22 protein-coding genes are annotated in these 22,139 nt (G+C 37.4%); 15 read left to right on the top strand and 7 right to left on the bottom strand.

From position 1 onward, the window contains the following. Window positions 1-552 precede the first annotated feature (552 nt). Complete coding sequence (locus HS960_RS03480; protein WP_182331260.1) at window positions 553-1,257, top strand: DUF2254 domain-containing protein; 705 nt, start codon at window positions 553-555, stop codon at window positions 1,255-1,257. Between the two features lie 161 nt (window positions 1,258-1,418). Here HS960_RS03480 and HS960_RS03475 read toward each other — a convergent pair whose 3' ends face one another. Further along, window positions 1,419-1,898 carry an SRPBCC family protein gene (locus HS960_RS03475; protein ID WP_153846382.1) on the bottom strand — a complete coding sequence of 160 codons (480 nt, stop codon included), beginning with the start codon at window positions 1,896-1,898 and terminating at the stop codon, window positions 1,419-1,421. Between the two features lie 115 nt (window positions 1,899-2,013). On the opposite strand from HS960_RS03475, the gene HS960_RS03470 reads away from it, so the two are divergent. Both HS960_RS03470 and HS960_RS03465 read left to right on the top strand, forming a co-directional pair. After that, a complete protein-coding gene (locus tag HS960_RS03470; RefSeq protein WP_153846383.1) occupies window positions 2,014-2,514 on the top strand; it encodes a GNAT family N-acetyltransferase in 501 nt (166 codons plus the stop codon). Window positions 2,515-2,523: 9 nt separating this feature from the next. Further along, window positions 2,524-3,369 carry a metallophosphoesterase gene (locus HS960_RS03465; protein ID WP_182331259.1) on the top strand — a complete coding sequence of 282 codons (846 nt, stop codon included), beginning with the start codon at window positions 2,524-2,526 and terminating at the stop codon, window positions 3,367-3,369. Window positions 3,370-3,403: 34 nt separating this feature from the next. Here HS960_RS03465 and HS960_RS03460 read toward each other — a convergent pair whose 3' ends face one another. After that, window positions 3,404-3,985 (bottom strand): TetR/AcrR family transcriptional regulator, encoded by a 582-nt coding sequence (locus HS960_RS03460; RefSeq protein ID WP_153846385.1) that lies wholly within the window; start codon window positions 3,983-3,985, stop codon window positions 3,404-3,406. A 61-nt stretch (window positions 3,986-4,046) separates the two neighbouring features. On the opposite strand from HS960_RS03460, the gene HS960_RS03455 reads away from it, so the two are divergent. Continuing rightward, window positions 4,047-4,232, top strand: coding sequence for a hypothetical protein (locus tag HS960_RS03455; protein ID WP_075993309.1), 186 nt, complete (start codon window positions 4,047-4,049; stop codon window positions 4,230-4,232). Window positions 4,233-5,060: 828 nt separating this feature from the next. On the opposite strand, the gene HS960_RS03450 is transcribed toward HS960_RS03455, so the two are convergent. Further along, the gene (locus HS960_RS03450) at window positions 5,061-5,486 is read right to left on the bottom strand and encodes a cold-shock protein (RefSeq protein WP_075993311.1); all 426 of its coding nucleotides are present in this window, start codon (window positions 5,484-5,486) and stop codon (window positions 5,061-5,063) included. Between the two features lie 370 nt (window positions 5,487-5,856). Here HS960_RS03450 and HS960_RS03445 point away from each other — a divergent pair, with 370 nt between their 5' ends. Further along, window positions 5,857-6,138, top strand: coding sequence for a GNAT family N-acetyltransferase (locus tag HS960_RS03445; RefSeq protein ID WP_153846387.1), 282 nt, complete (start codon window positions 5,857-5,859; stop codon window positions 6,136-6,138). Between the two features lie 53 nt (window positions 6,139-6,191). On the opposite strand, the gene leuS is transcribed toward HS960_RS03445, so the two are convergent. Next, entirely contained in the window at window positions 6,192-8,975 is a 2,784-nt protein-coding gene (gene leuS / locus HS960_RS03440) for a leucine--tRNA ligase (RefSeq protein WP_182331257.1), read from the bottom strand. A 218-nt stretch (window positions 8,976-9,193) separates the two neighbouring features. Here leuS and HS960_RS03435 point away from each other — a divergent pair, with 218 nt between their 5' ends. From HS960_RS03435 to HS960_RS03415, 5 genes are read left to right on the top strand one after another with little or no spacing between them, the layout of a single operon-like run. Beyond that, window positions 9,194-10,072, top strand: a complete 879-nt coding sequence (locus HS960_RS03435; RefSeq protein ID WP_159731000.1) for a cell division protein FtsX — start codon at window positions 9,194-9,196, stop codon at window positions 10,070-10,072. Between the two features lie 4 nt (window positions 10,073-10,076). Further along, window positions 10,077-10,316 carry a DUF3098 domain-containing protein gene (locus tag HS960_RS03430; protein ID WP_153846390.1) on the top strand — a complete coding sequence of 80 codons (240 nt, stop codon included), beginning with the start codon at window positions 10,077-10,079 and terminating at the stop codon, window positions 10,314-10,316. A gap of 22 nt (window positions 10,317-10,338) precedes the next feature. Continuing rightward, on the top strand, window positions 10,339-11,133 hold the full coding sequence (locus HS960_RS03425) for an undecaprenyl-diphosphate phosphatase (protein ID WP_153846391.1): 795 nt from the start codon (window positions 10,339-10,341) through the stop codon (window positions 11,131-11,133). A 9-nt stretch (window positions 11,134-11,142) separates the two neighbouring features. Next, window positions 11,143-11,865, top strand: coding sequence for a tRNA pseudouridine(55) synthase TruB (gene truB / locus HS960_RS03420; RefSeq protein WP_153846392.1), 723 nt, complete (start codon window positions 11,143-11,145; stop codon window positions 11,863-11,865). Between the two features lie 55 nt (window positions 11,866-11,920). After that, on the top strand, window positions 11,921-12,895 hold the full coding sequence (locus tag HS960_RS03415) for a bifunctional riboflavin kinase/FAD synthetase (RefSeq protein WP_075993316.1): 975 nt from the start codon (window positions 11,921-11,923) through the stop codon (window positions 12,893-12,895). Window positions 12,896-12,984: 89 nt separating this feature from the next. Here HS960_RS03415 and aroQ read toward each other — a convergent pair whose 3' ends face one another. Both aroQ and HS960_RS03405 read right to left on the bottom strand, forming a co-directional pair. Beyond that, window positions 12,985-13,404, bottom strand: a complete 420-nt coding sequence (aroQ, locus tag HS960_RS03410; protein WP_153846393.1) for a type II 3-dehydroquinate dehydratase — start codon at window positions 13,402-13,404, stop codon at window positions 12,985-12,987. Between the two features lie 277 nt (window positions 13,405-13,681). Continuing rightward, entirely contained in the window at window positions 13,682-15,355 is a 1,674-nt protein-coding gene (locus HS960_RS03405) for a gliding motility protein RemB (RefSeq protein ID WP_227550205.1), read from the bottom strand. A gap of 195 nt (window positions 15,356-15,550) precedes the next feature. Here HS960_RS03405 and HS960_RS03400 point away from each other — a divergent pair, with 195 nt between their 5' ends. The 4 genes from HS960_RS03400 to HS960_RS03385 all read left to right on the top strand — a co-directional run bounded on the left by HS960_RS03400 (window position 15,551) and on the right by HS960_RS03385 (window position 19,568). Beyond that, a complete protein-coding gene (locus HS960_RS03400; protein ID WP_182331255.1) occupies window positions 15,551-16,966 on the top strand; it encodes a glycoside hydrolase family 125 protein in 1,416 nt (471 codons plus the stop codon). A 53-nt stretch (window positions 16,967-17,019) separates the two neighbouring features. Beyond that, window positions 17,020-17,844, top strand: coding sequence for a glutamate racemase (gene murI / locus HS960_RS03395; RefSeq protein ID WP_153846395.1), 825 nt, complete (start codon window positions 17,020-17,022; stop codon window positions 17,842-17,844). Between the two features lie 70 nt (window positions 17,845-17,914). Beyond that, on the top strand, window positions 17,915-18,160 hold the full coding sequence (locus tag HS960_RS03390; RefSeq protein ID WP_182331254.1) for a hypothetical protein: 246 nt from the start codon (window positions 17,915-17,917) through the stop codon (window positions 18,158-18,160). Window positions 18,161-18,314: 154 nt separating this feature from the next. After that, window positions 18,315-19,568 carry a PQQ-dependent sugar dehydrogenase gene (locus HS960_RS03385; protein ID WP_182331252.1) on the top strand — a complete coding sequence of 418 codons (1,254 nt, stop codon included), beginning with the start codon at window positions 18,315-18,317 and terminating at the stop codon, window positions 19,566-19,568. Window positions 19,569-20,174: 606 nt separating this feature from the next. Here the strand turns inward: HS960_RS03385 and rlmH are convergent. Next, window positions 20,175-20,648, bottom strand: coding sequence for a 23S rRNA (pseudouridine(1915)-N(3))-methyltransferase RlmH (rlmH, locus tag HS960_RS03380; RefSeq protein WP_159731006.1), 474 nt, complete (start codon window positions 20,646-20,648; stop codon window positions 20,175-20,177). A gap of 476 nt (window positions 20,649-21,124) precedes the next feature. On the opposite strand from rlmH, the gene HS960_RS03375 reads away from it, so the two are divergent. Next, window positions 21,125-22,018: a DUF3078 domain-containing protein gene (locus tag HS960_RS03375; protein ID WP_153848784.1), complete on the top strand. Its 894-nt coding sequence runs from the start codon at window positions 21,125-21,127 to the stop codon at window positions 22,016-22,018. Window positions 22,019-22,139 lie beyond the last annotated feature (121 nt).

Genomic DNA, 22,139 nt, shown 5'->3' with positions numbered 1-22,139 from the left:
TTTCTCTAGCGCTTCTACCAACATCATGCGAAACGTTTCGCCCCCCCAAGCAAGTCCATTTGCAAAGACCACTTCATTAGATATAAGTAAACACCGGATTTAACACCATTTTAATTCGATCTAAGGTAATATCCCTACACAATCATCGCTTTACCCACAATTCACACAAAGTCGCTTAAAACGAATAATAACAATCTTTTCGCAACACTACAGGTTGATTCAAAAAACTCCCCGTTAAATTAGACAGGCAACTCCCACCTGAATCGATCTGCGGCGACCGAGACCAACCATCCAAATCACCCGACTTAATTCTAGCCCTCTTTTAATCGATTTAAGACATCTTCTCCGAGTAAAGCACCTTAGGTCACTCAAGAAAAAGAGAAGCAAAAACGAGCTTAAAACAACCTTCACAGCATCGGACCAGCACTGGAATGTGATGAGTTAGACAACCCTTTCGGTATACCCAACAGCGTCAAAAAACAACAAAATAAATCAATAAGAAGATTTAATACAGCTAAATAAACAGAATAACCTTAAGTAAAACATTACAAAATGAAACTACCCAAATCCATTAAAATCAAATTCACACAGAACAAAACAAACGCTTTTATTATATTTAAGTTTTCCCAACAAACCATGAGCAACACCCCCTCTGTATTGAGATCATTTTTAAAAGCAGAAATTGTAAAAATCAGGAAAACCCGCAATGTAATAATTGGTATCTTCCTCGCGATGTTCGTTTTTTGTTACGGATTTTTTCTGGTGGCTTTTTTTCAGAAATGGTCGGACAGTGAAGACAGGCTGTCGTTTTTTTCAAAATCACTCCCTACCCTATCCTTTCTTTTCGTTTATCTAGGCTTTGCGTTCGGCCTGTTGAGTTGGATAGCTTACATTAAAAACCAAAAATTCATCCATGCACTGCAACAACTAAACGACGATGATCTTGACATCTACCAACAATATAGCAGACGGCTAGTCCGCATCTTTTCAGCTATCGCCCCATATCTTTTTTGTGAAAATGAAATTTTATTTTTCCCATTCATTGGAAACAAACAGATCCCAATTAGTCAAATTCATCGCATTGAAACAAAAATCATCAGAAACTACCGGGGGCCCAACAGCTATCGCATCTATTTCTATAATGAATTCAACAAAATCTATCAGGTCACCATGAATCAGAAAGGAGCTTTTGATTTCTTACAGGAGCAACTTCGGAAAGAAAATCCAACGATAGTTGTTGTTGCTAGAAACCATTAAATACATACGAATTTTCAGATAATTCAGCGAAAAAGCGGAGCATCCCCATATCATCGTTCATTGAACTGCTAAATGTGATCCAGTTGAAAAATTCGCCCCTATGCTTCTCGCTAAAACCAACAGTCGACACCTAGCAACCTATCGTTTACCCCCAAATGAAACTAGACTGGAAGATAGACCTGGAATTCACCCGACTCAGCAACTTCTTTGATCACCTGATTTCTTTCTTCAAGAAAGCGCAGCATGTATCGGGTTAAAAATAGCCATTCTGCAAGCCTTCCCAGAACCCCGAGAGGAGCTTTAAAATTGAACACATCGCGCATTAATACTTTGCCATGTTCCAGTTCCTTGAAAATATGCTGGTGATCCATCGAATGAAACACTCCCTGAGTCATTCGATCTTCGAAAAAATGAGGTTTTTCCATCGCTGTTATCTGCACAGTTAATGTTTGCTTTACTCCAAGATGCCTTGCACGCCAGCGCACCTGCTGACCTGCCTCGATTAATCCTGTCGTCACCCCATCAATTGCCTTCTCCCCAGTTTTCTTTGTCGAATACATATGCAGATCAATACTACGTGCCAAGTCAAAAACAACCGATAAAGGAGCTTCTATAATTGTATCTAAAATAAGCTGCGGCATAATACTCTTTTAATATATTTCGCACGAATTTCGTAAAATTCAGTAATTTCTTTAGGATCGGGCACGAGAATTTTCTAAATTGATTTGCCTTCAGAGTGGCAACTAGACAATAATCATGATAACACTACTTCAATTCGAAAAATCAGATTTCCCGCTTTTTAAGTCATGGATTCAATCAGCAGAGGAACTATTACAGTTTGCAGGACCGTATTTTTCGTTTCCGATTACCGATTTCCAACTTGAAAAATACATTCAAGACCCAAAGCGAAACGCCTTTAAAATCATCGATACAGCAACCGAAGAAATTATCGGCCACTGCGAATTAAGCTTCGAACGGGACATTCCAAGGCTTTGCCGCATCCTAATTGCAAAAAGTTCCGAACGAAATAAAGGTTACGGCAGAAGCACGGTAAATGAACTACTCAAGCTGCTTTTTACTGAAGGCAATTATGAAATAGCCGATTTAAACGTTTATGACTGGAATCACAATGCAATCCGATGTTATGAAGCCGTAGGTTTTCGAATTAACGAAAATATTATTTCGGAAGTAACAATTGGCAACGAAACCTGGAAAAGCCTCAATATGAAGATTAGCAAATCTGACTGGAAAAGTTAATTTAGCGCTATGAAAAATAAGCGAAAATTAAAGCATATAGCAATTTATTTATTCGTAATGGGTGCATTGCTCGGTTTTTACAGCTGGAAAATCGAGCCACATTGGGTAAAATACGAGCAGATCAATCTAACTGTAAAACATTTACCAGAAGCATTGGAAGGAAAGTCGTTGATCCAAATCTCGGACATACATATCGGTAACTATGTGAATAAAGATTTTATAAAAAGAACCTTTCGGGAAATCCGAGCATTAAAGCCCGATATCATGGTATACACCGGTGACTTTGTACGTCTTGTCCAGAATAAAATCCCTTTAGAACAACTCGATGAAGTCATGCAAGATGTCCCAAAAGGCAAACTTCAAACATTGGCAATTCTAGGTAATCATGACTATGGAAAGAATTTTCAGGACAGTGCGGCGGCAGATTCAATCGTTAGCCTACTCAATGGATATTCGATAAAAGTATTGAGAAATGAAAGCGTAATAACCCAAGGATTAAGAATATTCGGTATAGATGACTTTTGGGGAACGAACTTTGACCTTGTAAAGACCATGAAAGACTATGATCAATCTCAAGCCAGTTTAGTTTTATGTCACAATCCGGATGCCGCAGACCTCGACGGCTGGAATGGATACAATGGCTGGATACTGGCAGGACACACGCATGCTGGCCAAGTAAGAATTCCTTTCTGGGGCTCCCCGATTATTCCCGTAAAGAATAAAAACTACGATAAAGGAATCAAGAAAATAAGCGGAGACAGAACATTATATATCAACCGCGGACTGGGACACAGCATTCCCATCAGATTCAACGCCCGACCCGAGGTTACCATTTTCACATTAAGGAAAGAATAACAATCCAAGGATCGATCCAATTTGACCCGTTCCTTTAAACAAGATATGGATAAAAGGCCGTGTGAATCGTCTGTCTATAATCTTCCAGTGGATTTCCATTTTGGTGTGCACCCAAAACAGCATAGCTTGAGCTCCAAAAATCTGAAATGATAAAAAGTTGGCGCACGAACCCCTGTAAATTTACCAAGGGTATATCAGAACGAAACATACCTAACTCAGCGTAATACAAAAATAGAGAGACAAGTTGCTCTTCACGCTGTGCCACCAAACTTCTGTAAGCTTCTGCAATACTGGGGATCCAGTTGCAAATTTCAACAAAATTCTCAAAAATAAACCTGTATTTCGATATCAGCGCATAAGAGCCATCAATAAAACTATCCAGCACCTGGCGAAATGTGCTTGCTTCATCTTCAGGCTTCAAAATCATCTTTTCATACTCGTTTTGCAATAATTGGAAAAGTTGAAAAATAATATCCTCGGTATGTTTAAAATGATAATGAAGATTACCGGCACTTATATTCAGTTCCTGAGCAATTTGACGCGTTGTTACCGTACGTATACCATCACGATTGTAAAGCTTCAGCGCACCCACAATAATTTTTTCTTTCGTATTCATGGTGTAAAATTAGAACAATTGTTCTAATTTTACACCATGAATACGAAATAAGACCATATACATGGAAAAATCAACGGGAAATTGGCTAAAAAGGCAATACATCGAATTAAAACAAACTTTAATCCCAGCTCATCCAAACGACAGTTCTTGGAAGAAATTCGGTAAACAGACTGCTTTCTTTATGTTTTTAACTTTAATGGCATGTGGTGCTATAGCAATGTTAATCGCCGTCTCCTTCGCTCATTAAGTAGGGAGCTGTTTGACGGCTTATTTATCTTCTACTGGTTTTGTTGGTTCTTTATTCGATTTACTCGGACTAATCATTCCCCTATCCCCTTTCTGAACGGATGGCTGACTGATTTCGTTTTTGTACCGATCATTATCCATTTTTCATCTATCGTGGGTAGTTATGTATTCAATAATGGCAGAGCCCATGGTTATCCGCTTTACCAAATCTGGATAATTTCATTCTTTACCTCCTTACTTTTTGAATGGATTATGCCTCAATATACCACTTATAATACCGGAGATATTGCTGACGTCGCAGCTTACTTTGCTGGAGGGTTATTTTATTTCTGTTTCCATCAATCCTTCTATATCAAAAAAAATCATCAACTTATACAGGACAGGAACAATAACCGGAAATTTACCCTATAAATTCTTAGAAGACAACTTAGAATCAACAGTATTTAAGGCAAAATATCACAGGACTACAAAGGTACCCCCAGTAGGACCATATAAAAAGTATACAAATCACGTAAAAAGCATACAGATCACATCAAAATTAGATCAGCGACATATTCAAAACAAAGGGGAATTCTAAAAATCGAACTTTTTCTGTAAAGGTAATCGTGAAATTATGCCGGTAGGGAAAAACTCTTTTCGCTATCAAGAGAGCGATTAATGAAAGCGATTTAAAAGCTAAAACTGCAGGAAGCCTCTCTTTTAAAGAATGCCATTAGCGGGAAAGCAGGCATTCAGATAAATGTAAAAAACCTTTGTTTGACTCCAAATACCCTGACATCAAACAAAAGGCCTTATAATCATCAATACTCGATTAAGAGTACTTTTTTAGCTAATACTCGATCAAGACTTCAGTGACTTGAGCACCTTGTTTAGCACTTTTAAATTTAAACTTCACTTTCTGATTCAGGTTCAATTTCTGTCCAGCAAGACGGTCATTGAAATAAATAGATTGCTGAGTTTCGTTGTCTCTAATAAACCCATAGTTGGAGTCGTTATTGTAATGGACAACTTTTCCGAAGGAATACTCGTCATGATGATTTGAGGCCATGCTTGGACTCTCCCCTTCTTTCAATTTTATCGCAGGTCTGTCTGAAATATTCCCATGTTCATCAACATAAGCAAACAGTTCTTCCAAAGATTTCCCCTTGTCGTTGTTTGTTTTGTTGAATTCTTTTTTCTCAATTTTTTGTTGTTTTTTGAGTAGTTTCTTTTTTTCTCGTTCTTTTTTGTTAAATGTAATTTGGCTTTTGCTCATTCAATATGGATTAAAATAAATGTTCCCGAGGAGGTTACGGACCTTTAGAGCTTCGTTGAAAAGATAAAAATGCGATGTGTTCTAAGGAGATAATTGCAAAGGTACAAAAAATTCTTTAAAAAAAGGGATGTTGAACGATCCTGCACCAAGTGATTTTAACCTGGAACCGATTCGTTTCTTTGATTTTAAACACCCATGTCCAGTTCATAAGTTATTGTCTAAACCTAGTCGCGTGCAATGGGGCTGATAACAGTCAGTCACCTGAAGCTTACCGATCTTTCAACCTTTTAAACAAGATGTATTCCGATCACAAAATTGAAAAATTCCATAAAACAAAAAGATCATTTGGACGTTATTTTTATAAAAAACTATGGAAATAAGAAACATCGAAAGGGACGAAAGAGGCAATTTTATTGCAGAAGTTGAAAATAATGAAGCCGGAATTTTAGAGTATACCTGGCAAAGCGATCATGAGTTTTCCATTGATCATACAGAAGTCTACGACGAGTATCAGGGAATGAGTGTGGGAAAAAAATTGGTACTGGAGGCTGTTGACTATGCCCGAAAAAATGACGCCAAAATTATCCCAAACTGTCCCTATGCGAAAGCTATCTTCGATAAAACAATAGCTTTTCAAGATGTATTGGCATAAAAAAGCCGTTTTATCCTGTCGATAAAACGGCTTTTTATACTGTATGGAGTGGGTTAAATCACAATATTGATTATTTTTCCTTTGACAAAAATAATCTTTTTGATCGCCTTCCCATCTAAATGCCGTTGTACATCAGCATGTGCTCTAATCGTATCTTCTACAGCTTTTTGATCTAAATCAAGCGCTAATGATAGATTGAATTTCATCTTACCATTGAAAGATACCGGATAAGCAAATTCAGATTCAACTAAATATTCTGGTTTAAACACAGGATATGAAGCGTAAGAAAGTGTACCAGCTTCTTTACCCAATAGCGCCCACAACTCTTCCGTAATATGTGGCGCATACGGTTGAAGAGTGACAACTAATTGCTCCAATATTTGTCGTTTATTGCATTTCAAGTCCGTCAACTCATTGACGCAGATCATGAAGGCTGAAACTGAAGTATTGAATGAAAAACGCTCAATATCATCTTCTACCTTTTTGATAATTTTATGTAAGGCTTTAAACTCTGCTTTGGATGGATCTTCATCGGAAACACTGAAATTACCCTCAGCATCGTGGAACAGTCGCCATAATTTACGTAAGAACTTATAAACCCCTTCAATACCATTTGTATTCCAAGGCTTAGCCTGCTCCAAAGGTCCCAAAAACATTTCGTATAGACGCAATGTATCTGCTCCATAAGATTCGATAATATCGTCAGGATTGACCACATTGAATTTGGATTTAGACATTTTCTCCACCTCACTACCGCAGATATACTTACCATTTTCCAATACAAATTCAGCATTTGCAAAATCCGGTCTGAAGTTTTTGAATTTTTCCAAATCCAATAGATCATTATGAACAATATTCACGTCTACATGTAAAGGAATAGTTTTGTATTCATTTTTTAATCCATAAGACACAAATTGATTTGTACCTCTCCCTTCGTCATCAAGTACACGATACACAAAATTAGAGCGCCCTTGAATCATGCCTTGATTAATCAATTTGCGGAATGGTTCTTCTTCATTTTGGTAACCCAAATCTTTTAAGAATTTGTTCCAAAAACGCGAATATAATAAGTGCCCTGTAGCATGCTCAGAACCACCGATATATAAATCTACTGCTTTCCAATAATCTACAGCCTCTTTAGATGCAAAATTGCCTTCATTTTTTGGATCCATATATCTAAACCAATACCATGAAGAGCCTGCCCATCCCGGCATCGTGCTCAGTTCATACTCATATTGATCTTCATATTTCCAATCTTTGGCCCTTCCTAAAGGAGGTTCACCTGATTCCGTTGGTAAATATTTATCAACTTCGGGCAATAAGAGAGGTAATTCTTCTTCTTTAATTAAATAAGGTAACCCATTTTTAAAGTAGACAGGAACTGGCTCACCCCAATAACGCTGACGCCCAAAAATAGCATCACGCATACGGAAGTTTATTTTCGCTTTACCTAATTTCAATTCTTCCAATTTAGTAATCAAAGCAGGAACCGCTTCTTGGTAAGTCATACCGTTGATAAAATCGGAATTGATGTATTTTCCTTCTTTATTTGGATCAGCTTCTTCTTCAATATTTTGGGTATCCGAAATAGGAATAATAGGAAGAGTGAAATGTTTAGCGAATAAATAGTCACGTTGATCGCCACTAGGAACCGCCATAACAGCCCCTGTTCCATAACCAGCAAGTACATAATCTGCGATCCAAATCTGTACATCTTGTCCAGAAATTGGATGTTTAGCGTAAGAACCTGTAAAAGCACCTGAGACTGTTTTTGTATCGGCCATACGATCTAACTCAGACTTTTTCGAAGTTTTCTCGATATAGGCATCTACTTCAGCTTGCTGCTCAGGGGTGGTCAATGCTATAACCAATTCATGTTCTGGCGCCAAAACGACAAATGAAACACCATATATAGTATCTACACGTGTCGTAAACACTTCAATTGCTGTATCGAATTGTGGTACTGGAAATTTCACGGAAGCACCCACCGATTTTCCGATCCAGTTACGCTGCATTTCAACCAAAGGTTCTGGCCAATCAATTGTATCCAAACCTTTCAATAAACGATCCGCATAAGCAGTAATACGCATAGACCACTGCATCATCTTCTTTTGCTCTACAGGATAACCACCGCGTTCAGAGACACCGTTGATTACCTCGTCATTAGCTAATACTGTACCTAAAGCAGCACACCAGTTTACTGTACTTTCACGCAAATAAGCAATCCGATATTTCAACAATTCCCGTTGTTGTTTTTCTTCATCAAAAGATTTCCACTCGTCAGCGCTGAATTCCATGACATCTTCATCTGAAACTGCTGAAATGCCAGTTGAACCGCTTGCAACAAACATCGCGATTAATGTTTCGATCGGTTCAGCTTTATCTGATTCCTTATTATACCAAGAATCAAACAATCTCATAAAAATCCACTGTGTCCATTTGTAATACGACGGATCAGAAGTACGTACTTCTCTACTCCAATCATAAGAGAACCCAATGTTATCCATTTGCTCACGATACCGATTGATATTTACCTCAGTCGTCACTGCAGGATGCTGACCAGTTTGAATGGCATATTGCTCTGCAGGAAGTCCAAAAGAATCATATCCCATCGGATGCAATACATTGAAACCTTTCAAACGTTTATATCTTGAAAAGATGTCCGAAGCAATATATCCCAGCGGGTGACCAACGTGCAGACCCGCTCCGGAAGGATAAGGAAACATATCCAATACATAGTATTTTGGCTTTTGATGCGTATCGGACGTTTTATACGTTTGATGATCCGCCCAAAACTTCTGCCACTTTTTCTCTAATGATTTGTGATTATACTCCATTTTTATTCGTAAGGAATTTTTATGACTTGCGAAATTACGATTTTAATACTGAAATGTGATAAAAGTTTTGTAGTTTGAACAATAAATTATAGTATTGAAAAGTTAATTAAACATAGGAAGAAAACAGCGTTCGAATTGATTTTTATCAAAGTAATTATAAGATTAATTCGAAATCTTCCACTCAAATAGTTACTTTCGCAAATAAATTTTTGCTTATTATGTCAGAATACGAATTAAGCACACAAAAAAGAAAAACAAAATCTGTATACGTATCTACGGTTATCAGTATCGCTCTCGTGTTGCTGGTAACAGGTATGTTGGGATTACTCTTGGTGCACGCTAAAAATCTTTCGAAATACGTTAAGGAAAATATCGTCTTAAATGTCATCGTAAATGATGGTACAAGCGAAGGTGATGTCCTTTCTCTACAAAAAGACCTTGAAAAAGATCCCTACGTGCTTCGCACCGAATATATTAGTAAGGAATTGGCTGCAAAAAACTTGAAAGAAGATCTTGGTGAAGATTTCGTACAATATCTGGGGCATAACCCACTATTGCCTTCTTTGGATGTTTACATGAAAGAGAATTATGCCAATACAGATAGCATTAAAACTTTTATTGAAAAGATCTCCAAAAACAATAAAATTAAAGAAGTTGTATACCAAGAATCATTAATTGACATGATCAACAAAAACGTACGCATCATTGGAATGATTGTTCTGGCTTTTGCGGTTATCCTATTGATTATCGCCGTAGCTTTAATCAACAATACGATACGTCTTGCGATCTATTCACAACGTTTCTTAATCAAAAGTATGCAATTGATTGGGGCTACTAAAAACTTTATTCGTAAACCATTTATAACGTATGGTATCATTCATGGTTTACTGGGATCTTTGATCGCGATTTTACTCCTCATTTTAACGCTAAAATTTGCACAGCAGCAAATACCAGAGCTGGTCTTTTTACGCAACTGGTTCGAATTTGCGGTGATCTTTTTAGGCGTAATCTTGATTGGAATTCTCATTTCGGGACTTAGCACCTATTTCGCGGTGACAAAATATTTAAAGGCACAATCTAACGATTTATACAGATAAAAAAATGGCTCAAATAAAGAAATCTACTGAATCAGTCAACAAAGGTTCATTTGTATTCTCCAAAGTAAACTACCAACTGTTTATAGCTAGCTTAATTGTTGTAATCATTGGCTTTACATTGATGTCTGGTGAAACTGATATCTATAGTTTTACCAAGATTACGTTGGCCCCTATTGTTGTTGTTCTCGGGTTTGCGCTAGGGTTCGCTGCAATTCTATACCGCCCCAAAAACAAATCCAACTAAAGTATAATCTTATTTCAAACAGATGTCTATTATTGAAGCTATCATCCTTGCTATCATCGAAGGATTAACGGAGTTTTTGCCTGTGTCTTCGACAGGCCATATGATTATTGCTACTGCCTTAATGGGTATTCAACCATCGGCATTTGTTAAATTATTTACGATTGTCATCCAGTTAGGAACGATATTATCCGTTCTGGTACTATACTACAAACGTTTTTTCAAAACGCTATCATTTTACTACAAATTGGTCATTGCAGCTATTCCAGCCTCTATATTGGGCTTGCTATTCAACGATTATATTGATGCATTATTAGAGAGTCCCTTAATGGTCGCAGTTATGTTGGTGGTCGGTGGCGTAGTTTTACTTTTCGTCGACAAATGGTTTAACAAACCAACAGTAGAAGATTCGGACAATGTTTCTTACAAACAAGCTTTTATGATCGGTGTATATCAATGTCTTGCATTGATCCCGGGTACATCAAGATCCGCAAGTACGATCATTGGAGGTATGGCCGAAAAGCTAACACGTAAAGCAGCAGCCGAATTTTCCTTTTTCCTTGCGTTACCAATGATGTTTGGCGCTTCTGCGGTAAAACTTTTGAAATTTTTTAAAGAGGGAAACACCTTCACGGGAGAAGAACTCAATTTACTTATTATAGGAAATCTAATTGGTTTCGTTGTTGCGATCGTTGCTATTAAGTCTTTTATTGGCTTTTTAACCAAATATGGTTTTAAAGCTTTTGGTTGGTACCGAATCATCGTGGGTGTTATCATTCTTACCCTCCTACTTTCGGGTCATAGTTTACAAATTATCTAAAATCTTTGGATGGAAAATATAGAGGTTAGTGAAAACTCAGCAAAGTTCAATTTTGCTGAAGGAGAAATGTTGTTGATCGATAAACCTTTAACATGGACAAGTTTTGACGTTGTTGGCAAAGTTAGAAACTCAATCAAACCGTTAAAATTAAAAGTCGGTCATGCAGGAACTTTAGATCCACTTGCGACCGGTCTACTCATTGTGTGCACCGGCAAACTCACAAAGAAAATAGACAGCTACCAAGCCGAAGACAAAGAATATACAGGTTCGATCACCTTAGGAGCGACAACGCCATCTTATGATCTGGAAACAGAAATTGACCAAACCTTTTCAATCGATCATATCACAGAGGAAATGATCTTCGAAGCAGCAAAATCCTTTGAGGGTGAAATTCAGCAATTTCCTCCAGCCCATTCAGCCATAAAAATTAATGGTGAACGCGTCTATGAAAAGGCCCGTCGTGGCGAAGAGGTGGAAATAAAATCCCGCCAGGTGCGCATCAATAGCTTTCTTATTGAAAAGATCGAGCTCCCCAACGTGTATTTCCGTATATCCTGTTCAAAAGGAACCTACATCAGATCATTGGCCTACGATTTTGGAAAATTCTTACAGAGTGGATCACATCTGAGTTCTTTGAGACGCACCAAAAGTGGCGATTATAGGGTAGAAAATGCTTGGAATCTTGAACAACTTATCGCTGAAATAAAACGTCATAAAGAAATCATTAAATAACTTTACCATCCCATTTTATTGATTCTTTATCTTATTTTTGCAAAAACTCCTATAAATGAAAATCTACAGAAGTTTAGATGATTTCTCACCAGTTGAAAATGCAGTTGTAACCATCGGTACTTTCGATGGTGTTCATATTGGCCATCAAAAAATATTGGCTCACTTAAAGGAAGCAGCTCATAAAATTAATGGTGAGACAATTTTGCTTACTTTTTTTCCACATCCACGATTGATTATCAATCCAGATGATGATAGTTTACGCCTAATCAACGATATCGAAGAAAAGGTCAGTCAATTAAGCAAAGTGGGAATTGACCACTTAATTATCATTCCTTTTTCCCGTGATTTTTCAAATCAGACTCCGGAAGAATATATTAGTAATGTTCTTGTAGGCAAATTGGGTACAAAAAAGATTGTGATAGGCTATGATCACCATTTTGGAAAAGATCGAAAGGGTACTATGGGCGATTTAGAGCAGTTTGCATCTATATTTGACTACAGTGTTGACGAAATTCCAGAGCAGGATATCAATGATATTGCAGTATCCTCCACACGAGTACGTGAAGCGCTTATAAAGGGCGATATAAGAACGGCTAATCTCTATTTAGGTTATCCTTTCGAATTAACGGGAACTGTTATTAGAGGCGACCAAATTGGGCGTACAATCGGATTTCCGACAGCAAACCTGCAGGTTCACGAACCCCATAAACTAATACCAGCCTATGGTATTTATGCTGTTGAGGTATACATCTATAATCATATCCAAAACATCACTACGGGCGAGTATAAAGAGGAAAATCCGGTTTCAATTGCGAAAGGTATGGGCTATATAGGGACCAGACCCACTGTTGATGGAATGAATCGTGCGATTGAAATCAGCCTATTCGATTTCGATCAGGATATTTATGGCAAGACACTACGTGTCAAGTTCCTTCATTTTATCCGACATGATGAACGGTTTGACTCGCTTGAAGAAATGAAAGCTCAGATCAAAGCAGACGAAGTCGAAATCAGAAGTCTTATTGGTTAGAACAAGTCTGTTAGCTATAAAATAAAAAAGCGGGAATTCCCGCTTTTTTATTTTATAGCTATTTTTTCTCTTCCTTGCAAAAGAAGATATTATTTAATAAACGCCTGGATACCCAATCTGTAGCTATCCAGTCCAAAACCACAGATCACCCCTTTACAATTCTTTGCCAGGAACGAATGATGGCGAAATTCCTCTCTTTGATGGACATTGCTTATGTGAACTTCAATAACGGGTGTTGTAACTGCCGCAATTGCATCTCCAATAGCAACAGATGTATGCGTATACGCTCCAGCATTCAACACAATTCCATCAAATTCAAAACCAACTTCGTGAATCTTATCGATTAACCCTCCTTCTGAATTGCTTTGAAAATAGTGTAATTGCACCGTTTCAAACTGTTGTTTAAGCTCTTCAAAATAGCTAAGGAAATCCTGGCTACCATAAATTGATTTCTCTCTTACACCCAACAAATTCAAATTTGGGCCATTCAGTATGAGGATTTTTTTCATCGGAATATAATTATTTTTGTGCATGCCCATTGGATAAATGACCTAACTCATGCAATTATTCAGTTTAAATCGACCTTTTTAAAGTCATGACAAATCATAAGTAGGGATCGCCAACCATCGGATATTTTATTCTGGCTGTATCAAAGTTGTCTTCCCTATCTTGTCAATTTGTCGTGAGACCTCGTTTTAAAAACAAACTATATTGGTTTTTACAGCGTTTATGGCCAAATCAATATAGTTTGTCTTATTTCTAGTATAGATCAGTTTATAAAAATTTCTATAAATCGTTATAAATTGCTCGGAAACTTGAGCGAAGTCCAAATGACACAACACCAGACTTATTGACGACAGGTGTTTCGTATTGTGCTTTTGCGTAACGTTGGGTATAACCGAGTTCTAAGCGAAGGTTATACTTCGGGTTGAGCACATAAGCTGCCTTCGCATCCGCATAATAGATATTGTTCTTTATTCCTTGCGCTATATGATTTCCGTACATATTCGGTATTGTATTGTAGGACTGAAAGATGTCCCCCCCCATATTACTACCATCAGGGAGATCCAGCCCATTTTGGGTGAACATACCCTGTAACGAAAAGTCCCATCTATCCCAAGCATAGTTCACAATCCCAACGAGCTCTCTAAAGTTTGCCCCTTTCGGATGAGCCAATGGTTCGGCATTGTTGCTATAGTTTGAATACGATTTAAAGTGTGCGTAAGTATATGGTCTTGCCGTATTATACTCGGCAAGAAAGTTCAAGTTCTTAACACCAAATACATCATATCCCCTTACACCAAGTTGTGCGCCCCATTTGTTATGCGCATAGCCGTTACCTGCGAAGAATTCTTTTGCTGTAAATTCACCCAACAAAAACTGTCCATACGCAGTCAATCTATAAGGTAATTTATATTTGGAGGTCAATCCTAAAAACATTTTATCGGGTGAAGTACGATTATTACTTTCAACAGGCCGGATAAAGATAATTGGACTAATATAACTAAAATCAAAACCTCTTTTACCAGCTTCATCTTGAGCAGCCCAAACGACAGATTGAAAAAAGCCTATCGATAATTTATTCGTCACATTCCAATCCAAATATTGGAATGCCCCCCATTTTTTTCCGTCTCCTAAACGTGTATTATTCTGCCCTTCCATCGGAGTTGTACCCGTCAAATCCTGTCTAGGATGCGTTGGATCATTCATATAGGCCCATATCGAAGTATATTGAACATTCCCTATGGTCCCGGTCAATTTCAGATGCGCATAATTTGAGGAAAAGTCCGATAAAAGCATCGATCGATAGCCATCCCCGATAAAGTTTTTGTCGTAAGCCAAAGTTGCCTGGATATACTTATGGGCATCATAAGTCATACTAGCTGTCGCATACATCCAGTCCATTTTATTCTTGGACTGAAATTTGGTGTTTCCTTGACCCGGAATAACTTTATGCGCAACAATATAATCATCTAAATATTTAGGAAAGACAGCTTGACTTTCAAATGCGGAAGTATTAAATGTAAATTTGTTTCCGACATTCAATCCCACCTGAAATCCTCTACCGTTCATCCATGTACGGCGCTTGTCGCCCTGCATGTCCTTTCCAATATAAAGATCCGGTAGAAAATCAGCATAAAATGTGTAATCGTCTTTCTCAACCTGCACAAGATGTTCATTAAAAATTTTGCGCATAAACCAATTGGACGAGGAAACGGGTTTATTGGATTGTATTGAATCAAACTTGGCTAACAATAAAGAGTCTTTAATGACGAATGGTTTAGCAGAAGTATGCATCCTCGTTTCAGTAGAATAAACCGCATCGTTCATTTTTTGATAAAAATGATACGAATAAGGCTGACTCTTAATCTGGGCAAAACCTCCGAAGGAAATACCTACTCCCATGCCTGCCAGCACAATTCGGAGTAAATTATTATTTTTTGTTATATTAAGCCTCATAAAATTATTTCAAAGATTATTTTTTCTAGCAAAATGCATTCCTAAACGCAAATTAACCGAATAAAATTGACTTTATTCATATGTTCAGTCAATTTTATCATGCTAAATCGTATTTGCTGTTCCTTTTATTCAAAAATATTTATATCTTGCATTTCAGTAAATAACCTTAAATCATAAAAAATAGCCCTAATAAGCATGAAACGCAGAACATTTATCCAAAACGCAACCCTGTTAACCGCAGGTGCACTTACAAGCAAATTTTCATTTGCTCAGGAACATTCTTTTCCCACTGTTCGGACAGCTAAAGAGAAAAGACTTTTCTCGAGCAAGGTAATCGAAGATGCAATTGTAGAATTTCAGAAAAATGTTAAAAATAAGGAACTCGCTTGGTTATTTAACAACTGCTTTCCTAATACCTTAGATACTACCGTATTTCCCTATGTCCAAAACGGAAGGAATTACACGTATGTGATTACAGGAGATATCGATGCGATGTGGTTACGCGACAGTAGTGCGCAGGTATGGCCATACCTGCCGTTTATGAAAAAAGACAAAAAACTGCAGGATCTTATTGTTGGCTTAATTCAAAAACAGAGCAAATGCATCAATATTGATCCTTATGCCAATGCATTTTACAATGACCCAACAAAGAAAGGCGAATGGTTCAGTGATCACACAAACATGAAACCTGGAATTCATGAACGAAAGTGGGAAATCGATTCATTGTGTTATCCAATTCGATTAGCTTATCATTATTGGAAAGAAACAAATGACAGCAGTCCATTTAATGAGGAATGGCTGGAAGCTCAACATAAAGTATATCAGACTTTCGTTGAGCAACAACGTAAAGATAGTCTAGGCCCATATAAATTTGAGCGAACAACCTCCAGGGGCTCCGATACATTACAGGTAGATGGCTATGGATATCCTGTAAATCCAGTTGGTTTGATCTGCTCTAGTTTTCGACCTTCGGACGATTCTACAATTTTCTCATTTCTTATTCCATCCAATTTATTTGCGATTGTTAGTCTGAGGCAGTCTGCCGAAATTTTGAAAAAGGTTAAAAATGAACATGAACTCGCTGCAAAAATGGAAGCACTTGCGAATGAGGTCGAAACAGCAGTCAATAAATATGGTATCATCGACCACCCGACGCTGGGCCGGATTTACGCATTTGAAGTAGACGGTTTTTCGAGCCATCTTATGATGGATGATGCGAATATTCCTAGTTTGTTGGCTCTACCTTATTTAGGAGCTGTAGATCTAAATAACGAAGTTTATCAACGTACGCGTAACTTTGTTTTGTCTGATAAAAATCCATTCTTTTTTAAAGGAACAGCAGCAGAAGGCATTGGTGGACCTCACATAGGAAGAGATATGATCTGGCCGATGTCCATTATTATGCGGGCGCAGACCTCAACAAATGATGATGAGATTCGTAATTGTATTAAAACCCTGGTCAATACACATGGTGGAACCGGATTTATGCATGAATCTTTTCATAAAAACGATCCTAAAAAGTTCACAAGACATTGGTTTGCTTGGACAAATACATTATTTGGCGAATTAATTTGGAAAATATACAAAGAGAAACCATCTTTGCTTCAATAAATCTGAAACTTGTAACACAATGTTATAAGTGAAAGAACTTATAACATTGTGTTATGGATAATTTAACAACACCCGGTCCCATTGGTATTTTTGATTCCGGTTATGGAGGACTCTCCGTATTCAAGGAAATTCAACAACTTTTACCTCAATACGATTATATCTATTTAGGCGATAATGCCCGTGTTCCATACGGTACAAGATCCTTTGAGACCGTTTATAATTACACCAAACAATGTGTTTTTAAATTATTTGACCTGGGCTGTAATCTCGTTATTCTCGCATGTAATACAGCTTCTGCAAAAGCATTAAGGACTATTCAACAACATGATCTTCCCCCTGGAAAGAAAGTCCTTGGCGTCATCAGACCCACTACAGAAATCGTACACAATTTTACGAAAACTAACAAGATCGGTATTTTAGCCACTACAGGAACGGTAAAATCTGAATCCTATAAGATAGAAATACACAAATTCAATCCAGAAATTGAGGTTTTTCAGCACGACTGCCCTTTTTGGGTACCTTTGGTAGAAAACAACGAAATCAATACCGAGGGCGCTCATTACTTTGTAGAAAAAGATTTACGGGAACTTTTACAGCAATCCGATCAGATCGACACCATCGTGCTTGCCTGTACCCACTATCCGCTATTGCTGCCCGTAATCAAAAAATATACACCAAGTAATATAAAGATCATCTCCCAGGGACCTATTGTTGCCAATAGCTTAAAAGAATATCTAGGTAGACACCAGGAAATTGAAACACTTTGTTCTCAAAATGGCCAACTGGCCTTTTATACAACAGATGATCCGAGAGACTTTGAAAGTAAAGCAAAAATATTTTTTGGACAGCCGATAGCCGCAAGCCATATCAGTGTTTAAAAAATAAAAGGCAATAATTTTTAAAACTTTTACTTCCCAATTTTCGTTATTCTGATAAAAGGCGAGTAAAATGAAAAAGAACTTTATAACCATTGCTTATAATCAGGATACACAGCACTGCGAATCCAAAGAGTTTTCAAGCATTCAGGAAAGTGCAGATTATTTTAAGACTTTCGAGACCTCTGCTCAGCCCGATTATGTACCCGTGTGTATCTACAATTTAAACACAAACACGATTCTAGATATAAGTGATTATTATGTAAACAAGGATACTGAACTCCACCGAATCGTAAAAAACTGCCTGGCGGAAAAATAACTCCTTTAATACTTAAAAACAAATTAGCTGGCTAGCATCCCCCTTTCTTATTAGTATGAGTTATATATTTATATTATTACATTCTGAAAAATAATATTTCATTAATTTTTAATATCTTCAAGCAGATAATCAGACCAAAAACAAGTCACAGATAATGAAAACCAAACTGACAATAAGCCTCTTAACAGTATCTTTAGGATTAACAGCATGTAATTCCAACCATGCGAATTCAAATTCAAGTTCGGATAGCAGTGCAAATTCTGCAACTGACACAACAAGTTATCCTCCGGTAGAAACACAAAAGGCAAATACAAGTTATAAGCCAGCATTTGCTGGACAAACCAGAATTAAAGGTGCAAAGACGAGCACGCCGTTCGAAGGTAAAGTAATTGCCGAGGGATTAAAATCTCCTTGGGGTATAACTGCTTTACCCGATGGCCGATTATTAATCTCAGAAAAAGAAGGTGATTTTCGCATTGCAACGGCAGACGGCAAATTAAGTGAACCAATTAAAGGTTTACCTCAAGTCAATAGCAGTGGACAAGGTGGACTTTTGGGATTACGTCTTGATCCAAAATTCGAGTCAAACCGTATGATATATTGGGTTTTCTCTGATAATACCGCTGCTGGAACTTTGACGGCCGTTGCAAAAGGAAAGCTCTCAGCCGATGAGAAATCAATAGAAGGCGCTAAAGTTATCTATCAGGCTACTCCTGCTCATAAAGGGAATCTGCATTATGGTGGACGAATTATCTTTGATAAAGAAGGCAACATTATTTTGAGTACGGGTGAAAGATCTGATTTGGTCACACGACCATTGGCACAAGATCTGAATGCAGCATTGGGCAAGATCCTACGTATCACCACTGATGGACAGCCTGCCCCTGGGAATCCATTTATAGGCAAGGCAAATGCACGTCCAGAAATTTACAGTTATGGACATCGTAATCCACAGGGACTTGCCTTACATCCTGAAACTGGCGATCTTTGGGAAACCGAATTTGGTCCACGGGGCGGCGACGAGTTGAACAGAATTGAAGCAGGCAGGAATTATGGATGGCCAACGATTACGTATGGTATAGAATATAAAGGAGATAAAGTTGGTGCGGGCATCCAACAAAAAGACGGTCTTGAACAACCTGTCTATTATTGGGATCCTGTTCTCTCGCCTAGTGGAATTACATTCTATACCGGGCAAAATATTCCAGAATGGAAGAATAATCTTTTTATTTGCGGTCTAAGCAGTATGCACATTGCCAGAATTATACTGAAGGACAATAAAGTGGTTGGAGAAGAACGTCTACTAGGTAGTGAAGGGCAGCGATTTAGAGATATCACACAAGGAAAAGATGGTGCGCTTTACGCAATCACAGATATCGGTAAATTATATAAAATTGATAAAAAATAAATACTTCGATTCGACGCAGCCCCTCTCAAATGGGCTGCGTTTTATGTTGACCTAGCCCTAAAAAACACACTTGCAACTATTTTTTATTGACCTTATTTGCTATATTTCTTTTCGAACATGACAAGCCCTATAGTTTGGCTCGATTATTGATCACTTATTAGCGAATCAATAAATTATTATATGGTAAAAAAAGAAAAAATGAAAAAACTATTAGAAATTAATCCCTTGTCATTCTACATGACCAACTGGGGATTCGTAAACAACACCGCCCCAAAAAGAACGCGCAAAACCTGCCAACCTTCTCCCAAAAATTAGGCGTTCTTGCTTAAACAATTCAATTAAAATTTATTAAAACCATCTGCTGATATCCTCCATACGGATATTAAGTAAGAGATTTATTTCTTTTACTAGATCCGTATGGAAGGGCATTAAGCTATGCGAAAAAAAATGCCAATGCGATTACGATTATAATACAAGCAATCATAATGTATTTATTCAATTGGCTATTTTTCTCTCCTTCGTCACTTTTATAGTGATAATCTCGTTTGTTGGGCAAATTCATAAGCTTGTTTTTATTCATGATGAAGTTACGGACTTTTTTCCATATTATTCGTGATGATAAGGCTCCCCTTTCATGATAGAAAAAGCACGATAGAGCTGCTCTGTAAAAAACAAACGAATCATTTGATGCGAAAATGTCATCTTGGACAACGAAATTTTTGACTTCGCCCGATCATAAATTTTTTGGTCAAACCCATAGGGGCCACCAATAATAAAGACCATATGCTGAACACTTTGTACCATCATTTTTTCCAGATAAGCAGAAAACTCCAAGGAACGAAACTCTTTTCCATGTTCATCCAGCAAAACGACTAAATCTTGAGGCTGTAATTGTTTCAAAATCAGCAGAGCCTCCTTATCTTTCTGCTGCTCAGCAGAAAGATTCTTCACATTTTTGATGTCTGGAATGACCACAATACTAAAATTTACATAAAACTTTAACCGTTTAATATACTTGTCAATACCCTCAATCAGGTACTTGTCATCTGTCTTACCTATACAAAGTAGCGTTATTTTCATCGAAACATTTTGTTAGTTTTTGCTATGAATAGCTCAATAGAAGCCGCCTTTCACGATCCAAAACAATAAATATCCGCTAGCTTCCAGTTGGTGTGAAAAGCTTTCCACGAACTTTTACCAAAAGCTGATACGCTAATAAATCGGGAATACTTCCAAAGTGAACAAAGTTCTGATTTTATTTAAAATAAACACAATCAAAAAGACAAAAAAACATTAATCCCATTTATTCGTTTAGTTATAAAATATTTATTTTCTCGTACACGCTCAAAACATCACGTTGAAAATGGATAATATCCTCGTTTTAAGCGCATCGATCAGATCAAATTTGTTGTATATAACGATAGGAACGAAATATATTTCAACAAATCCAATACGCAGCTATAAAACCACTGCGTTAGTTGTCTAATAAGATAGAAAGCTGTACGTGCTCATTTGGATCACAATAATATGGAAATGCAAACAAATTAAGTATACACATGAAAATAATAAAATCAATCATTCTTATTGCTCTTGGCTTATTAGCACATGAAACCTACGCTCAGACAACCGCGGTAGACAGTACGAAAACCTGGATTATCAAAGGAGAAAACACCTTTCTGATCAACCAAAGTTCATTTTCTAATTGGGCTGCTGGTGGGGTGAATTCATTCTCCGGCAACCTAACTCTTAATTACGACTTCAATTACAAGAAAGGCAAATGGTCATGGGACAACAAGGTCCTTGCGGCTTATGGGCTAACCTTTCAAAAAGAGTCGGACTGGCGCAAAAATGATGACCGATTAGTTTTAAATAGCTTGTTGGGACATCAGGCATCTCAATATTGGCTTTATACCTTTTTTCTAAACTTTAACACACAATTTGCCGATGGTTATGACTACACAGCTTCACCCAAAAAAAGGATATCCCGGTTTTTAGCTCCGGCATACCTGAGCTTCGGTCCGGGTTTTGCGTATAAACGATCGGACAACCTCAGATTTAATCTTTCACCTGCGGCTGTGCGGTTTGTATTCGTAAGTGATACGCTCCTTTCCACACGATATGGACTAAATCCGAACAGCAAGTCCCGCACTGAATTCGGCGCATCATTTGACGCTTATTATAAAGTAAATCTAATGGAGAACATTTCATTTGAAAATATACTAAAACTCTATTCAAACTATTTAGATAAACCTCAAAATGTAGATATTGACTATACGGCCAATCTTTTTATGAAGGTAAACAAGTTTATTACAGTAAACGCAGGTGTACAGATGATCTACGATGACAATACGGCTATTCCGATTATTAAAGATAATGTTGAAGTTGGAAAGAGAAATTCTGCCCTACAAATTAGGCAAATTGTCGGTGCAGGCGTGACATACAAATTTTAAAGGTAAAAAAATAGCATAAACAAGCTCGCATAAGAAACATAAATTACGAAGGCGCCGTAAACGAAAAAACCGAATTTAAATCATTCGGTTTTTTCTATTATTTAGGAATACTTATGTAAAA

The sequence above is a fragment of the Sphingobacterium paramultivorum genome (assembly GCF_014109745.1).
Classification (GTDB): Bacteria; Bacteroidota; Bacteroidia; order Sphingobacteriales; family Sphingobacteriaceae; genus Sphingobacterium; species Sphingobacterium paramultivorum.
Note: the sequence above shows the minus strand (reverse complement) of the source record. Positions and strands in the feature narration are given on the sequence as shown.